The organism is Mesorhizobium sp. M0491 (genome assembly GCF_040321265.1).
Classification (GTDB): Bacteria; Pseudomonadota; Alphaproteobacteria; order Rhizobiales; family Rhizobiaceae; genus Mesorhizobium.
The window spans coordinates 64,206-79,540 of sequence record NZ_JAMYRE010000015.1 but is presented as its reverse complement, the minus strand read 5'-3'; the positions used below and the strand labels follow the sequence as shown (position 1 = coordinate 79,540).

Sequence of the window (15,335 nt, the reverse complement as noted above, 5' to 3'; positions counted from 1 at the left end):
TATACAATTTTAATAAATTACTTCAAATTATTGCGAGTCCTCTCCTCTTTATTCATTGCTCGTCTGTCGATTTCTCAACGCGATCTCGGATCTAATGACGATTCTGTGGAACGATCTCGTTCTTTGCAGCGTTGCTTGGAAGCGGTCGCCGGACTTTTGACCAGGTCGGGCACCATTGGGAAGGATTTCTGATGAGCACGGTCTTAAATGCCAAGGGCATCCCTCTTGCCTACACCGGCGCTTCCACTCATTGGTTCTCGGCCACCGGGTCTGGACCGGAACTGCATGGCACCTCCGGCAACGACTCCTTCTGGGGAGACACCGGCGTCACTGTCACGATCTACGGTGGCGCCGGCGACGACTACTATCATCTCTATTCCACCAACAATAAGGTGGTCGAGGATCCTGGGGCAGGGATCGACACGATCGACACATGGATGAGCTACAAGCTCCCCGACAATTTCGAGAACCTCGTCGTTACCGGCACCAACCGATTTGCGTTCGGAAATGCGGTGGACAACATCATCAAGGGCGGGTCGGGTCACCAGACGCTGGATGGCGGCAAGGGAAATGATGTCCTGATCGGCGGCGATGGCGCCGATACTTTCGCCATCTCCAAAGGTAATGGAAGCGATCTTATCTTCGACTTCGGTGCGACCGATGCGGTCCGGCTTGACGGCTACGACTTCACTTCGTTCGATGCCGTCCGTTCACAGATGGTCCAGGTGGAATCGAACGTGATGCTGAACCTCGGATCCGACGAGATCCTGGTGTTCAAGAATACGACCATCGACAAGCTGCAGCCCACCCAGTTCGAACTTCCGATCGACAAGTCCGCAATGACGCTGTCCTTCTCCGACGATTTCAACACGCTGAGCCTTCGGGACGGGCAGGACGGCACCTGGAATTCCAATTTCTGGTGGGGAGCGCCGAACGGCAGCACGTTGAGCAGCAATGGTGAGTTGCAGTGGTATATCGACGCCAATTATGGCCCGACGAGTTCGGTCCATCCGTTCAGCGTTGAGAACGGCGTCCTCACCATCACCGCCGCGCAGGCGCCGGAGGACATCAAGCCTCTGATCAACAACTACGAATACACCTCGGGGATCCTGACGACCCACGACACCTTCTCGCAAACCTACGGCTATTTCGAAATGCGGGCGGATCTTCCTGAAACAGCCGGAGCCTGGCCGGCGTTCTGGCTGCTTCCGGAGGACGGATCGTGGCCGCCGGAGCTGGACGTTGTCGAAACGCGCGGCCAGGACCCGAACACGCTCTACATGACGGCGCATTCCAATGAGACGGGAGCGCACACGAAGGTTTCGTCAACGGTGAACGTTGCGGATACCGACGGTTTCCACACCTATGGCCTGCTCTGGACGAAGGATGAGCTTGTCTGGACCTACGATGGTGTAAAGGTCGCTCAAGCAGCGACGCCGGCCGACATGCACGATCCCATGTATATGCTGGCCAATCTCGCGGTGGGCGGCATTGCCGGCCAGCCTCCTGACCATCTGGCTACGCCAGCGGAGATGAAGATCGACTACATCCGCGCCTATACGCTGGACGACCTGCAGCACCACCCCTTGGACATCGCCGGCGACCATTCGGTCTAAGCGACGCCCTTATGTTGGGGCCATGAGCCGTTAGGAGCGCGGGAATGATTGCACGGTCTGATCTGCGGGCAGTCTTGAGGCGCGCCATCGCCGATGTCGGTGTTTTTTCGTTCCTCATCAACATCCTGCTATTGGTGATCCCCCTTTATCTCTTGCAGGTCTATGACCGCGTCCTGCCTTCCTCCAGCGTCGAGACGCTTCTTTACCTCTCTGCTATCGCGGTTCTCGCACTCGCCTTTCTCGGTCTCCTCGATGCGGTCCGCTCCGTTTACACGCAGCGCGTTGCAGCCATTGTCGACAACAGACTGGGCGCGAGGACATTCGCCGTCTCGCTGGAGGCTAAGTACGCCGGGGGAGCAGCCCTGCCTCCACTGCGCGACCTTGCCTCGGTATGCGCCTTCATCAGGTCACGTGGCGCGGCGGTCTTGTTCGACCTGCCGTTTGCTCCGTTCTTCCTCGCCCTGCTGTACCTCATCCATCCTTTGCTGTTCTGGCTTACGCTGGCGGGATCTGGTCTGTTGCTTGCGCTGGTCGTGGCAAATCAGTTTGCCATCGGCAAGAATGATGCCTTGTCGGCGGAACGCTCGGCTGTTGCCAGCCTGTCGGAGCAGGCCTTTGCCCGGAATGCAGAGACGCTGCGCGCCATGGGCATGATCCAAAACGCCGCGCGAGTGTGGGGAAGGCACGTGGCGGAGGCGCTAGTCCTGCATGACCGTTCGTCGATGGCCAACGCGATTTTCAGTGGAACGTCGCGAGCCGTACGCATGATGCTTCAGCTAGCAATACTGGGTGTCGGAGCATGGCTCGTGCTGCAAGGGAAGATGACGGCCGGCATGATCTTCGCGTCTTCCCTGGTGTCGTCCCGCGCGCTGCAGCCGCTCGACCAACTGATCGGGTCATGGCGGCAGATCGTCGACGCCAGACGATCGTGGAAGCGGTTGGACAAGGCGTTTTCCGCCCATCCGGCGCTTGCGCAAAAACTGACCTTGCCGGACCCGTCCGGCGAAATTGTCGTGCAGGGCCTCATCTTTGTCGCGCCGAACGCCACACCCGGCACCGAACCCATCATCAAGAGACTGAATTTCCGCATCGGCGCAGGCGAAGCGGTGGCGATAATAGGTCCGAGCGGAGCCGGCAAGTCCACCCTGGCAAGATTGCTTGTCGGTGCGATTCAGGCAACCAGCGGCTGCGTCAGGATTGATGGCGCCGATCTCAGAACCTGGGACGAGAAGCAGCTTGGCCGGCATATCGGATATCTCGCTCAGGAGGTGGAGCTCTTTCCCGGATCGATCGCGGAAAATGTCGCCCGCTTTGAACCCGATGCGAATGACGCCTCTATCGTCGAGGCAGCAAAGAATGCCCGGGCGCATGAGCTGATACTGGAGCAGCGAGACGGCTATCAGACCAGAATAGGTTCGTCGGACAGAACACTGTCGGGCGGCGAACGCCAAAGGATCGGGCTCGCGCGCGCTTTTTACGGCAATCCGCATGTTCTCGTTCTGGATGAGCCCAGTACCCATCTCGACGGCAGCGGCGAAGCCGCGCTCGAAGAAGTGCTTGCCGCCGCGAAAGCGGCGGGCGTTACGACAATCGTGATAACGCACCGCCCTTCGGTCGCCGCAGCCTGCGACCGCGTGATGCTTCTACGCAGCGGAGTGATCGCAGCCTTCGGTCCAAGCGGCGACGTGATGCGGCAGCCAATCGCCGGCATCGGCCTTGCCCCACAGCGCAGCATGGCGGTGACAGGGTCTTTTGCAACGACGAACCGCGGCACCCCTCATAGTGTCCGCTTTGGATCGTAGAAGATGACAGCACAGAGCCTCGTCCGGGAAGGCACAGCACGCACCGACATTCGCCGGGTGGCATTCGCCGGATACGCGGCAATGGCGATATTGATGGGTTGCTTTGGCTATTGGGCAGTCAGTGCACCGTTGTCCGGCGCGGTCATCACGCAAGGCACAATCTCGGCGACAGGCGGGAACATCCTCATCCAGCATCCCGAGGGCGGCATCATCCAAGAGTTGCTCGTCCATGAGGGTGATCGGGTGCAACAGGCCCAGGAACTGATCCTGCTGGATCGAACAGCCGCGCAAGCCGAACTCAACCGGCTGACGAGACAGTCGATCGCGTTGAAGGCCAGCGCCTCGCGGCTGGAGGCGGAACGCGACGGGTTGGATCGGCTTGCGCCAATCACAGAGGCTGCGCCGGCACCGTTCCAGCACAATTTCGAGGTCCTGGTTCAAGAACAGCAGAAGGAATTCAACGCCAGGCTCGCCCGATTTCGATCGGAACAATCGATCCTCAGGCAACGGGTTGCCATGCATCGCCAATCGGTCGTCGGGTTGCAGGCCCAGAAACAGGCCATTGAGCAACAGGCCGAAGTCGTGAAGAAAGAACTGGGCATCAAGACCAGCCTTTTGGACAAGGGCCTCACCAATCGCACTGAATATTCACAGCTTTTGCGTAGCGAGGCCGATCTCGTCGGGCAGGCAGGGGCGCTGGAGGCAAATCTTGCATCGGCCAACACCCAGATCGTCGAAGCGCAGCAGCAGATAGAGCGCCTGACCACGCAACGCGTGGAGGAAGCCCTGACGAAACTCGACGAGGTACGTTCTTCGCTGGCTGACATTGACGAACAGATGCGGGCATCCGAGGCAGTGCTGCGGCGGACGACGATCAAGGCGCCGGCGGCGGGCATCGTGGTATCGTCCACCTACAATTCCAAGGGCAGCGTGATTGCCCCCGGCGAGAAGATCATGGAGATTCTGCCTACGGCATCGGGCTTGATCGTCGATGCACGGCTGCCGCCGAAAGACATTGACCAGGTTCGTGTCGGCCAGCCGGCAAGACTGCGACTATCAGCGTTGAACATGCGGCTCACCCCCGAGATTTCAGCCATGGTGACACAGGTTTCCGCAGATCGGCTCATCGATCAGGCTACGCATGAACCCTATTTCCGCGCCAAGCTGAAGATTGCCGCCAACTTGCCGCCCGGCGTGAAAGCGGAGCAGCTTTACCCTGGAATGCCGGTAGAAGCGTTCATCGGCACCGGCGAACGGACTTTCTTCGAGTATCTCGTACGGCCGATGCGCGATTCCTTCGCGCGCGCTTTCACGGAGCGGTAGATGTTGCGGACCGCGCAATTTTGACCCTGGCCCTCACGCCACGCTCTTTCCGGCGCTCCCTCTCGCCTGCACGCCCGGCGCAAAAATCTCCTGATCGACGAAGATCAATGCCCGCATGGCGCAGCCTTCGCGGATCAGCGGCAGTTCGTTCGGCTCGGTGTCGAAGGAAATCGATTTGGAATGCTGGCCGCCGGCGGTCTGGGCAATCGCTTGCCGCAATGCCGGCTCGATCAGGTCGAAGGCGGCGGCGCTGACACCGACCATGGCGACCGGCGCCGGATCGATCAGCGCGAACAGGCTGCCGAGGCCGTAGCCGAGCGCTTCGCCGGCCTTGCGATAGGCTTCCCGTTCGGGTCCGTCACCTTCGCGGGCCGCGGCAGCCAGGGCGCGCATGTCGGCGTCGCTGACATCGGCGACGGGTTCTGCATCCTCGCCCATCTGCCTGGCGTTGCGCCAGATGGCGTAATTGCCCGCATAGGCTTCGACGCAGCCGCGCCGTCCGCAGCGGCAGAGCGCGCCGTTCGGCCGATGGATCATGTGGCCGAATTCGCCGCCCGAGGAATGGGTGCCGGTGAACAATTCGCCCTTCAGCACCAGGCCCATGCCGATGCCGTGCGACAAAAGGATAGCGATGAAATCGTCGCGGTAACGATCGGGGTCGCGCCACCGCAGCGCCACCGCCATCATGTTGCAGTCGTTCTCCATTATGGCGGGGATGCCGAACGCGTCTTCGAATATGTCAGCGAAGGCGATATCGGTGTGCGGCGTGATCGGCGACCACAGCATGGCGCGGGCACGGGTGTCGGTAATGCCCTGGATCGCCAGCGCGATGCGGGCGATGCTGCGCACGTCCAGGTCGGGATCTGCCAGGCGGCGCCGCACGATTGCCGTGCATTCACCGATCAGCGACTCGCGCGACATCGTCAGCGTGTCCAGCCGGCGCTGTTCCTCGGATACTACCTGGCCGGCATAGTCGATGACGGCGACGGAGAGGAAGTTCAGCGACAGCACCACGGTCATTACCGCGGCCGCTTCCGGATTGAGGCTGAGGCCGACCTGCGGCCGGCCGCGTTTGAGCGAGCCGGCCTCGCTCGGCTTGCTTTCGGTCAGGATGCCTTCGACGATCAAGTCGGAGGAAATCGCCGAGATGGTCGAATGGCTGAGGCTTGTGGTCGCGGCGATTTCGGTGCGGGACGGTTGTCCGGCCTGGCGCACGGCCGCAATTACCATCGCCCGGTTGCGGCGACGCAGATCGTCGTGGCGGATTCCGACCGACATGTTCTTTCACGTCCTCCCGGTCGCCGCGGTTCTTCCTGCCCTGGAACGCTGTCGGTGACGCAGGTAAATACTGGCAGAAGCTGCACGCCCTGTCATTTATTTATTCCGAGACTCGAAAAAAACTCGAAATGACATCAAAATCCATCAGAATCGATGTTGACAGCGTTCGGACGTTGGCCCAGTGTTTTTTCGAGGCTCGAAAAAATAGGGCTTCTGTGCCGGCCCTCGGGTCAGTTTGGTCGCGCCATACGCGGCGCAGGGAGGATAATATGAAAAGATTCACAGCCGCCATCCTGGCGGGTGCCGCCATGTCGCTGACGCTCGCGTCTGTCGCGCAGGCGAAGGACAAGGTCGTCGGCGTTTCGTGGTCCAATTTCCAGGAAGAGCGTTGGAAGACCGACGAGGCCGCCATGAAGACGGCGATCGAGGCCGCCGGCGACAAGTACATCTCCGCCGATGCGCAGTCCAATCCCGGCAAGCAGCTCACCGATGTCGAAAGCCTGATTTCGCAGGGCGCCAATTCGCTGATCATCCTGGCGCAGGACGCCTCGGCCATCGGCCCTGCGGTGCAGAAGGCGCTGGACGAAGGCATTCCGGTCGTCGGCTATGACCGGTTGATCGAAAACAAGGACGTCTTCTATCTGACCTTCGACAACAAGGAAGTCGGCCGCATGCAGGCCCGCGAAGTGTTCAAGGTCAAGCCGGAAGGCAACTACGTCTTCATCAAGGGCTCCGGTGCCGATCCCAATGCCGACTTCCTGTTCTCGGGCTCGATGGAAGTGCTCAAGGAAGCCATCGACAGCGGCAAGATCAAGAATGTCGGCGAAGCCTACACGGATGGCTGGCTGCCCGCCAACGCCCAGAAGAACATGGAACAGTTCCTGACCGCCAACGACAACAAGGTCGACGCGGTGGTCGCGGCCAATGACGGCACCGCCGGTGGCGTCGTCGCGGCGCTGACGGCGCAAGGCCTTGCCGGCACAGTGCCGGTCTCGGGTCAGGACGGCGACCACGCCGCGCTGAACCGTATCGCGCTCGGCACGCAGACCGTTTCGGTATGGAAGGACGCGCGTGAGCTCGGCAAGACCGCCGCCGAGATCGCTTCGCAGCTCGCAGACGGCAAGAAGACCGGCGACATTGCCGGCGCCAAGGACTTCACGACGCCGGGCGGCAACACCGTCAAGTCGCTGTTCCTGACCCCGATTGCCATCACCAAGGACAATCTCAACCTCGTCATCGACGCTGGCTGGATCAAGAAGGAAGAAGTCTGCACGGGCGTCGCTGCCGGCACCGTCGCGGCCTGCAACTAAAAGCTGGCTTGTGCCTGCATTCTCAACGCCGCGGCCCAAAAGCCGCGGCGTTTTCTCAAAAACTTTTGTGTTTCCGCATCATGCGGATAGCTTCTAGGCTGGGCTCCGGCATGCGCGTCAGACGGCCAGTCGGTGGGAGGAAATCATGACCGATACGACGTCCAACCCACAGGCCGATACGGCGCGCGCGTCGGAACTCGGGGCCGTCGCCCGGTTCCTGAAGGCGACCGAGATCGACACCCGCATGCTCGGCATGATCGGTGCGCTGCTGGTCATCTGGATTGGGCTGCATGTCATTTCCAGCCTGCGCCTGGGCGTCAACCCGCTCGATTTCGACAGCCGCACCTTTCTCACGCCGCGCAATCTGTGGAACCTGTCGGTGCAGACATCCGCGGTTGCCATCATGGCCTGCGGCATGGTGCTGGTCATCGTCATGCGCAACATCGACCTGTCGGTCGGTTCCGCCGAGGGCCTGATCGGCATGGTAATGGGATTTGCTCAGGTTCATTTCCTGGTGCGCTTTGTCGGGCTCGAACTCGGCAATCCGTGGATCTGGGTCCTGGCGCTGGTCATCGGCCTGGCGCTTGGCCTGTTGATCGGCGCCTTTCAAGGCTTCGTCATCGCCTATCTCGAAGTGCCCGCCTTTATCGTGACGCTGGGTGGCCTGCTGGTCTGGCGCGGTGCGGCCTGGTGGGTCACGTCAGGCCAGACCGTGGCGCCGCTCGACGCCACCTTTCAGCTGATGGGCGGCGGGCCGGCGGGATCGATCGGCGCGACCTGGAGCTGGGTCGTCGGGATCGTCGCCTGCCTCGCCGTGGTGTTTGGGCTGTTCAACGGCCGGGTGCAGCGCAAGCGTTTCCGGTTTCCGCTACGTCCGATCTGGGCCGAGACGCTGCTCGGAGTCGTCACCTGCGGCGCCATCATGGGCGCGGTCTGGCTCGCCAATTCCTATCCCTGGCCGATCGGCATCGTGAACAGATATGCGGCCGCCAACAACATCACCCTTCCCGAAGGCGGCCTGTTCATCGCCCACGGTATCGCCATACCGGTGCTGATGGCGGTCGCCGTCGGGCTGGTCATGACCTTCATCACCAACCGCACCCGCTTCGGCCGCTATGTCTTTGCCATCGGCGGCAATCCCGAGGCGGCCAATCTCGCCGGCATCAACACGCGCTGGATCACCATGAAGGTGTTCATGATCATGGGCGTGCTGGCCACGATCGCCGCGGCAATCTCCTCGGCCCGGCAGAATTCGGCCACCAACGTGCTTGGAACGCTCGACGAACTGCTGGTCATTGCAGCCGCCGTAATCGGCGGCACGTCGCTTGCCGGCGGATCGGGAACGATCATCGGCGCCATGCTGGGCGCGCTGCTGATGCAGTCGCTGCAGTCCGGCATGGTGCTGCTCGGCGTCGACTCGCCGCTGCAGAGCATCGTCGTCGGGGCCGTACTGGTCATCGCCGTGTGGCTCGACACCGTCTATCGCAAGCGCGTCTAGGAGGGCATGCCATGATTGACAAGACTGCTCCTGCAGCCACCGCGCTGATCGACATGAGGAACATCTCGATCGCGTTTGGCGGCATCCGCGCCGTCGACGACGCCTCGATCGATCTTTTCCCCGGCGAGGTCGTGGCGCTGCTCGGCCATAATGGCGCCGGCAAGTCGACATTGATCAAGATCCTGTCCGGCGCCTACAAGCGCGATTCGGGCCAGATCTTCGTCAACGGCGAGGAGGCATCGATCTCCAATCCACGCGACGCCAAGAAATATGGCATCGAGACGATCTACCAGACGCTGGCGTTGGCCGACAATGTCGATGCCGCCGCCAATCTGTTCCTCGGCCGCGAGCTGATGACCGCCTGGGGCACGCTCGACGACGTTGCCATGGAGGCCGAGGCGCGCAAGGTGATGGGTCGGCTCAATCCCCGGTTCCAGCGCTTCAAGGAGCCGGTGATCAAGCTGTCGGGCGGCCAGCGGCAATCGGTGGCGATCGCGCGTGCGATCCTGTTCAACGCCCGCATCCTGATCATGGACGAGCCGACGGCGGCGCTTGGTCCGCAGGAAACGGCGCAGGTCGGCGAACTGGTCAAGCAGCTCAAGTCCGACGGCATCGGCATCTTCCTGATCAGCCACGACATCCACGATGTGTTCGAGCTTGCCGACCGGGTCTGCGTCATGAAGAACGGCCAGGTCGTCGGCACCGCCCGCACCACCGATGTCACCCAGGACGAGGTGCTGGGGATGATCATTCTGGGCAAATGCCCGCCGGGCGCCATTCCCGGACCGGGCGCGCTGAAGATAGCGGCCTGAGATCGAGCCAGATCGCGGTTGCCGGACAAGTGATATGCCAGCCGTAAGGATGGCTTGGCCTTGGCATTGTGTTGGCACGGCGACTTGCCCATAAAGGTCCGACATTGCTCAGGGACCGCACGATCCGTTGAAGAAGCTTTTTCCGATCATCGCCTTTATCGCCGTCGCGCTGATCAGCATGGTGATGGCAGGTTTTGCCTATTTCGCCACGCAGGAAGCCGCGCGCATCAAGTTCGAGGCGACTGCCGACGATGCGCTCAACCGGATCGAGAGCCGCATCGACCTGCATCTGTCGCTGCTGCGCTCAACGCAGGCCCTGTTCGACGCCCGCAATGGCGATATTTCTCGCAATGAGTTCAAGGCGTTCTTCAACGCGCTCGATGTCGACAAGAATTTCGCCGGCTTGCGCGGTATCGGCTTCCTCAGGCTGGCAAAGGCGGGCGACGAGGCGACGGTCGAACGCGATATGCTGCACGATTATGGCGACAGTCATCCAATCTATCCGGATACCACTCAACCCTGGCGCACCCCTATCGTGCTGTTCGAACCGCTGGATCCATCCAATCAAGCCGGCATCGGCTATGACATGTTCAGCGAACCGGCGCGGCGTGTGGCGATCGAAAAGGCGATGTCCGACGACCAGCAGCACGCCAGCGGGCTGGTGCAATTGGGCCAGGACACGGGCGCCGCGCAGACGTTCACCGGCTTCTTCGTTTTCGTGCGGCTCAATGTCGAAACCGCTCCCGACGTCATCAATGCTTCGAGATCCTCGACGGCCGGTTTTCTCTATGCGGCCTTTCGGGCTCGCGATCTGTTCCAGACCGCGCTCAGCCGGTCGCCGTTGCTGCCGGTCAACACCGAAATCTATGATGGCGATGGTGCCGTGAACGGCGATAATCTGCTGTTCCGGTCGGAGACGCCGCCGGCGTCGACTTTCGGCGACAGGCTGCTGGTCACCCGAAAGATCATCGTCGCCGGACGGCCGTGGACTGTCCTGTTCCGGCCGACAAGCGCCTTCTCGCAGCCGTCGTCGCGCGCCATTCCGGTGATGCTGGGGCTGTTCGGCCTGCTGTTGGCGGGCGCCATCGCGCTGGTGGCGCGCTATCAGGAGCGGGCCTATGAGGCAGCGTCGCGATTGCACGAAACGACGGAAAAGAGCCTGATCGAAAAAGACCTGATGCTGCAGGAGATGAAGCATCGCATCAAGAATTCGATTACCAGGGTGCTGGCTATCGCGCGCCAGACGGCGTCGCGGGCTACCGACGTCAACGAGTTTTCCGCATCCTTCTCGGCCAGGCTGCAGGCGATGGCGGCGTCCCAGGATATGCTGACGCGCTCGCGCTGGCAGAAGGCCGATCTTGGCGATCTCCTGCGCATCGAGCTGGGTCAGGTGTTCGGCAAGGAGCTACCCGATGAGCTGTTGTCGGGACCACAGGTGCTGCTCGACGAAACCACGACGCAAGCGCTCGGCCTGACCTTCCACGAACTGGCGACGAATGCGCTGAAATACGGCGAAGCCGGCAATTCCGTCGGCGCGCTGAAAGTGGACTGGTCGGTCGAAGGGCGCGGGCGCGACAGGACGCTGGCTCTCAATTGGCGCGAAAACGGGCAGACCAAACTCGAAGCGCCAGCCAAGACCGGATTCGGCACCAAGCTGATCGATCTCAACGTGACGCGCGAACTGCGCGGTACGATTAAACGCGATTACCAGGCCAATGGGCTGAACGTGGAAATCAAAATTCCACTCGCCAACTGAGCGCGACCTTCACCCGAAAAGGATCAAGCGTCCAGACATGAAAAATCCGAAGGCCAGCGGACCGGCCTCCGGATCGACGTTTCGATGATCGCCGAATTAGTTGCAGCGAGCCGTGTAGATCCGGCCGCGATGATCGCGATATTGGCAATAGCCGTTGCGCAGATTGCGCACCAGCAGGCCGGAACCGGCACCAACGGCCGCGCCGATCAGCGCACCCTTGCCGCCGCCGACCAAGCCGCCGACACCGGCGCCGATCAAGCCGCCGCCAACCACGTCCTGCTCGGTCGAGGTGCAGCCGCTGACGGCAACCACCGCAACCAGTGCAATAATCATCTTCCGCATAGAGTCACTCCTCACTTTTTGTCCTCACTTGGTAAAGCTCCAGCTGCCATTTAGCATGAAATGACGGCCTTTGCTGCTGCAATCTATTGTTGGCGAAGATAGTCTTTTTCTGGGCGTGCCGCGTTCGACGCCATTACGAGGCTGGAAATTGCCAAAGACGCGTCAAGCGTACCATCGGCGCGCACATTCCAGACGATCTTATCATAGTCGTCTTCAAGCGCCGGATCGACGGCAAGGCATTTGGCGACGATGTTGTCAGCCTGCCCTTGCACGTCGCCCAAGGCGAACGGGCGTTCGGCCACGCATTGCTCGGCGCTCGCGAAAACGCTTCTGGGTACCTGGAGTTCACGGCAGTCGGCCATCGTGTTCGAGCAACCGATGACCAGCAGCAATGCAGCGATATGTTCCATGGCGGGAAGTCCTCTCGCCATAGTAACGGTCTACATTCGCCAAAGTTCCTGGCTCGCTGGGCCGGGCAGGGAAGTAAGAGGGCGACAATCGATTCTGTCACCGGCCGAAACGAGCTGGCCTCAGACCAATTGGTACAGGGCGACCACCGCGATCACGGCCAGCAGGCCCAGCGCGACAAGGCGCAAGGCCCCATTGGGAACAGGGGCCAGCGGTGGCGCGGATGCCTCGGAGTCCTCAAACTCGCCCATGGAAATCCGGGCGGCCTGCTCCAGTCTGTTCATGTCGGCAACCGTCAAGGCATTCCTCCCGCACCATGCTGCAATCCTGCTGCGGAAATGTTCGGTGATGCAACAAGTTCCAGCGGTATCTGGGAAAAACAGCATCTGCTTTTATGGTGAACAGCTGGTTAAGGAAGCTCGGGTCGCTCAATCCGTCTCGAAATTGCCGTGCGGAACGACAAGGCGGTACTCGAGACGGCCAGCCGCGATTTCGAGCGTCGCCGTTCCGTTCAGCGACGTCGGCACGACCCGTTCGAGTGCGACGCTGCCGAAGCGCTTCTCGCTACGCCTAACATCACTGGCTCCGATTGCCTCGGCCCATGTCAGGGACAGGGAGGTTCCCGTGTCGGCGGCGGTCAGGTTAGCTGTAACATCGACGAATCCATCGGGCCGCGACAGGGCGCCATAGCTCACCGAATTGACGGCGAGTTCATGCATCGCAAGGCCGATATGCAGGGCAGCGTTGGGATTGAGATAGGGGTTTGCCCCCTGAAATCTCAGGCTGCGAACCGGATCGCCGCCGTAGCGGCCCACCTGGCCCGATACGAGTTCGCGAAGTGCTGCACCCCGCCAGTTGGAAGAGGTCACGAGATCTTGGGACGAAGCCAGCGATTGCAGCCGGCCGCGAAAGCGTGTCAGGAAATCGCCGATGCTGTCGGAGTAGCGACCGGTCTGGGTGGCTATGCTCTGGATGATCGCCAGCAGGTTTTTGGAGCGATGGCTTACCTCCCGCAACAGCGTCGTCAGGGTCTGCTCGCGGCGCTTTTGCTCGGTCGTCTCGACCATTGTGGTGACGACGCCTTGCACCGTGCCGCCGTCGCCGTGGTCGGCATCGATCCAGACCTCAAACCAGCGGCTGCCATCCTCGACGGGAACGCTGATCTCGAGACGTTGGGGGTTGCCGGATGCAATGACGTCGCGCTTGGCCGCGCCGATGCGGTCGGCCTGCGCCTCCGGCAGAATACCGATGCTGTCGGTGGTGTCCGAAACCCAGGGCGCACGCATGTTGCGCGCCCATACGGTTTTCATCTCGCGATCCTGGTAGAGAACGGAAATGCCGGCATTGTGCAACGCGTGAAGAAGGGCGCGGCCGAGCTGCATGCCGCTTTCGGCAGGATGGAGGGCGATGACTTCATCGCTTTGCACGTCGTCCTTCCTGTTTCCGGTCCTGGAACCCATCGGCCAAACTGTCCACCCAATTCAGGCTGAACGGCTCACCGGTGAATGGGTTCCAAACAGGTTTCCCGAACCCGCCGCCAAAAAACGGTCCGCCGGACGGCGTCCTTTAGGACACCGCCCGGCGGTGGCTGGAAACCGTTTGAGGGGTGCGGCTTCCAGTGTTCGGCCGTTCGTTGTTATGAAGCCCGTTTGAACAGGCCCGCAAGAAGCGAAATGACCAGGAAAGCGAGGAAGATGAAAAACAATATCTGCGCTATGCCGGCAGATGTACCGGCGATGCCGCCGAAACCAAGCGCGCCGGCGATGATCGCAACGACGAGAAATACGAGCGCCCAGTAAAGCATGATGCATCTCCTTCGAATGGTGCGATAAAAACGTGGGTGGCTGCGGTTTGTTCCCACCCTTTGCCGAAAAAGACCGAGCTTGCAAATCGTTCAAGCAGGAAGCGCGCAGGAATTTCACCGTCGCCGCCCGCGTGCATCAGGCGGCACGATTACCACTTCCCCAATTCACGACTATGCGGCGGCTTTCGCCTGGCGGTCAAAGAACAGTGCCTGGCTGATCAGCGCCTTGACCATGTCGGGATTGAACGGCTTGGTGACCAGAAAGGCCGGTTCCGGCCGTTCGCCGGTCAAGAGGCGCTCGGGGAAGGCGGTGATGAAGATGACCGGCACCGACGTCGATGACAGGATCTCGTTCACGGCCTCGATGCCGGAACTGCCGTCGGCAAGCTGGATGTCGGCCAGCACCATCTTCGGCCGTGTCTTGCCGAACATCATCACTGCCTCGGCATGGGTGCGCGCCGTTCCAACGACGCGGTGCCCGAGGCTCTCTACCATTTCTTCGATATCCATGGCGATCAGTGGTTCATCCTCGATGATCAGAACGTCGGTTGCCACCTGACGGGATATCTCGTTGCTCGCCTGGGCTAGCAGCTCTGAAAACTCCTGGTCGCCGACGTCGAGGATCTCAGCCGCTTCGTCCTCGCTGAAGCCTTCGACAGCCACGAGCAGAAAGGCCTGACGAGGCCGCGGCGCGATCGCATTCAGATTGGCGGCGGTGCGCTGTTCCCACGCCGATTGCGCCTGCTCCTGCGGGACGCGGATGGCGACGGATGTGAACAGCTTGGCGAAAACCTTGTACAGCGCGATGCGGTCGCTCGATGCTTCGGGAAATATCTCGATATCGGCGATGATGGCCTCGAGCATCGCGGCTACCAGCGCATCACCACTCTCTTGCGACCCGGAAACAGCCCGCGAGAAGCGGCGCAGGAAGGGCAGATGTGGTGCGATGGTGGCGGATAAGCTCATGGTAAGACGTCTCCCTCAGAATGACGTGATTGCATAGGTCAAGCTGACTGCAAGCCCTGACGTTAACGCGGATTTTTTGAAAAAGTTCCGCCTCGACGGAACAAAAGCCGGGGAGTGGCGTTTGTGGTCGGGATGGGCAACCAGACGAGGGCGCCGCTTGCGTTGTGTTGAGTATGATAAGAGCGGCTTGAGCGCTGGGAATACAAGGGCAAAATGAAGGATATGACGAAAGATATTCTGGCTGGCGCCGAGAGCAGGCGCCGGAACGGTTCTGGTGATGCTCTTGGACCGAACTCCGAAATCGGACGCAAACTCAAACAATATTACGACGCGCTGGTCTCCGACGATGTGCCGGATCGCTTTTCCCAGTTGCTTAGCCAGCTGGAACAGGCTGAACCCGCACAGAAGAAGGACTGAGGC

At 61.1% G+C, this 15,335-nt stretch carries 15 protein-coding genes; 8 read left to right on the top strand and 7 right to left on the bottom strand.

The window, feature by feature from the left end; translation table 11 throughout:
* Positions 1 to 191: 191 nt before the first annotated feature.
* From eglC to NKI69_RS20380, 3 genes are all read left to right on the top strand, one after another.
* Entirely contained in the window at positions 192 to 1,616 is a 1,425-nt protein-coding gene (gene eglC / locus NKI69_RS20390; RefSeq protein ID WP_352722436.1) for an endo-1,3-1,4-beta-glycanase EglC, read from the top strand.
* A gap of 74 nt (positions 1,617 to 1,690) precedes the next feature.
* Positions 1,691 to 3,418, top strand: coding sequence for a type I secretion system permease/ATPase (locus tag NKI69_RS20385; RefSeq protein WP_352722435.1), 1,728 nt, complete (start codon positions 1,691 to 1,693; stop codon positions 3,416 to 3,418).
* Between the two features lie 3 nt (positions 3,419 to 3,421).
* Positions 3,422 to 4,741, top strand: coding sequence for an HlyD family type I secretion periplasmic adaptor subunit (locus NKI69_RS20380; protein WP_352722434.1), 1,320 nt, complete (start codon positions 3,422 to 3,424; stop codon positions 4,739 to 4,741).
* A gap of 33 nt (positions 4,742 to 4,774) precedes the next feature.
* On the opposite strand, the gene NKI69_RS20375 is transcribed toward NKI69_RS20380, so the two are convergent.
* The gene (locus NKI69_RS20375) at positions 4,775 to 6,019 is read right to left on the bottom strand and encodes an ROK family protein (protein ID WP_023810989.1); all 1,245 of its coding nucleotides are present in this window, start codon (positions 6,017 to 6,019) and stop codon (positions 4,775 to 4,777) included.
* Positions 6,020 to 6,288: 269 nt separating this feature from the next.
* Here NKI69_RS20375 and xylF point away from each other — a divergent pair, with 269 nt between their 5' ends.
* The 4 genes from xylF (at position 6,289) to NKI69_RS20355 (ending at position 11,395) form a co-directional block, all read left to right on the top strand.
* Complete coding sequence (gene xylF / locus NKI69_RS20370) at positions 6,289 to 7,329, top strand: D-xylose ABC transporter substrate-binding protein (RefSeq protein ID WP_023810990.1); 1,041 nt, start codon at positions 6,289 to 6,291, stop codon at positions 7,327 to 7,329.
* 145 nt (positions 7,330 to 7,474) lie between these two features.
* Positions 7,475 to 8,827 carry a sugar ABC transporter permease gene (locus tag NKI69_RS20365; RefSeq protein WP_023810991.1) on the top strand — a complete coding sequence of 451 codons (1,353 nt, stop codon included), beginning with the start codon at positions 7,475 to 7,477 and terminating at the stop codon, positions 8,825 to 8,827.
* An 11-nt stretch (positions 8,828 to 8,838) separates the two neighbouring features.
* Complete coding sequence (locus NKI69_RS20360) at positions 8,839 to 9,639, top strand: ATP-binding cassette domain-containing protein (RefSeq protein WP_023810992.1); 801 nt, start codon at positions 8,839 to 8,841, stop codon at positions 9,637 to 9,639.
* Between the two features lie 127 nt (positions 9,640 to 9,766).
* Positions 9,767 to 11,395: a CHASE domain-containing protein gene (locus NKI69_RS20355; RefSeq protein ID WP_128305027.1), complete on the top strand. Its 1,629-nt coding sequence runs from the start codon at positions 9,767 to 9,769 to the stop codon at positions 11,393 to 11,395.
* Positions 11,396 to 11,491: 96 nt separating this feature from the next.
* Here the strand turns inward: NKI69_RS20355 and NKI69_RS20350 are convergent, their stop codons facing one another.
* From NKI69_RS20350 to NKI69_RS20325, 6 genes are all read right to left on the bottom strand, one after another.
* The gene (locus NKI69_RS20350; protein WP_023810994.1) at positions 11,492 to 11,737 is read right to left on the bottom strand and encodes a YMGG-like glycine zipper-containing protein; all 246 of its coding nucleotides are present in this window, start codon (positions 11,735 to 11,737) and stop codon (positions 11,492 to 11,494) included.
* Between the two features lie 83 nt (positions 11,738 to 11,820).
* The gene (locus NKI69_RS20345) at positions 11,821 to 12,147 is read right to left on the bottom strand and encodes a hypothetical protein (RefSeq protein ID WP_352722433.1); all 327 of its coding nucleotides are present in this window, start codon (positions 12,145 to 12,147) and stop codon (positions 11,821 to 11,823) included.
* A gap of 120 nt (positions 12,148 to 12,267) precedes the next feature.
* Positions 12,268 to 12,444: a hypothetical protein gene (locus NKI69_RS20340; RefSeq protein WP_127295168.1), complete on the bottom strand. Its 177-nt coding sequence runs from the start codon at positions 12,442 to 12,444 to the stop codon at positions 12,268 to 12,270.
* 129 nt (positions 12,445 to 12,573) lie between these two features.
* Positions 12,574 to 13,605, bottom strand: a complete 1,032-nt coding sequence (locus NKI69_RS20335; RefSeq protein WP_164893021.1) for a sensor histidine kinase — start codon at positions 13,603 to 13,605, stop codon at positions 12,574 to 12,576.
* A 176-nt stretch (positions 13,606 to 13,781) separates the two neighbouring features.
* Positions 13,782 to 13,949: a DUF1328 domain-containing protein gene (locus NKI69_RS20330; RefSeq protein WP_013529282.1), complete on the bottom strand. Its 168-nt coding sequence runs from the start codon at positions 13,947 to 13,949 to the stop codon at positions 13,782 to 13,784.
* Between the two features lie 171 nt (positions 13,950 to 14,120).
* Positions 14,121 to 14,915, bottom strand: a complete 795-nt coding sequence (locus NKI69_RS20325; protein WP_023810997.1) for a response regulator — start codon at positions 14,913 to 14,915, stop codon at positions 14,121 to 14,123.
* 213 nt (positions 14,916 to 15,128) lie between these two features.
* Between NKI69_RS20325 and NKI69_RS20320 the strand changes: the two genes are divergently transcribed.
* Positions 15,129 to 15,332, top strand: coding sequence for a NepR family anti-sigma factor (locus NKI69_RS20320; protein ID WP_023810998.1), 204 nt, complete (start codon positions 15,129 to 15,131; stop codon positions 15,330 to 15,332).
* The last annotated feature ends 3 nt before the right edge of the window (positions 15,333 to 15,335 follow it).

Bases quoted from the DNA above. Each gene is read 5' to 3' on its own strand.
- eglC (WP_352722436.1), top strand. From the start codon at position 192: ATGAGCACGGTCTTAAATGCCAAGGGCATCCCTCTTGCCTACACCGGC.
- NKI69_RS20380 (WP_352722434.1), top strand. From the start codon at position 3,422: ATGACAGCACAGAGCCTCGTCCGGGAAGGCACAGCACGCACCGACATT.
- NKI69_RS20375 (WP_023810989.1), bottom strand. From the start codon at position 6,019: ATGTCGGTCGGAATCCGCCACGACGATCTGCGTCGCCGCAACCGGGCG.
- xylF (WP_023810990.1), top strand. From the start codon at position 6,289: ATGAAAAGATTCACAGCCGCCATCCTGGCGGGTGCCGCCATGTCGCTG.
- NKI69_RS20365 (WP_023810991.1), top strand. From the start codon at position 7,475: ATGACCGATACGACGTCCAACCCACAGGCCGATACGGCGCGCGCGTCG.
- NKI69_RS20360 (WP_023810992.1), top strand. From the start codon at position 8,839: ATGATTGACAAGACTGCTCCTGCAGCCACCGCGCTGATCGACATGAGG.
- NKI69_RS20350 (WP_023810994.1), bottom strand. From the start codon at position 11,737: ATGCGGAAGATGATTATTGCACTGGTTGCGGTGGTTGCCGTCAGCGGC.
- NKI69_RS20345 (WP_352722433.1), bottom strand. From the start codon at position 12,147: ATGGAACATATCGCTGCATTGCTGCTGGTCATCGGTTGCTCGAACACG.
- NKI69_RS20335 (WP_164893021.1), bottom strand. From the start codon at position 13,605: ATGGGTTCCAGGACCGGAAACAGGAAGGACGACGTGCAAAGCGATGAA.
- NKI69_RS20330 (WP_013529282.1), bottom strand. From the start codon at position 13,949: ATGCTTTACTGGGCGCTCGTATTTCTCGTCGTTGCGATCATCGCCGGC.
- NKI69_RS20325 (WP_023810997.1), bottom strand. From the start codon at position 14,915: ATGAGCTTATCCGCCACCATCGCACCACATCTGCCCTTCCTGCGCCGC.
- NKI69_RS20320 (WP_023810998.1), top strand. From the start codon at position 15,129: ATGAAGGATATGACGAAAGATATTCTGGCTGGCGCCGAGAGCAGGCGC.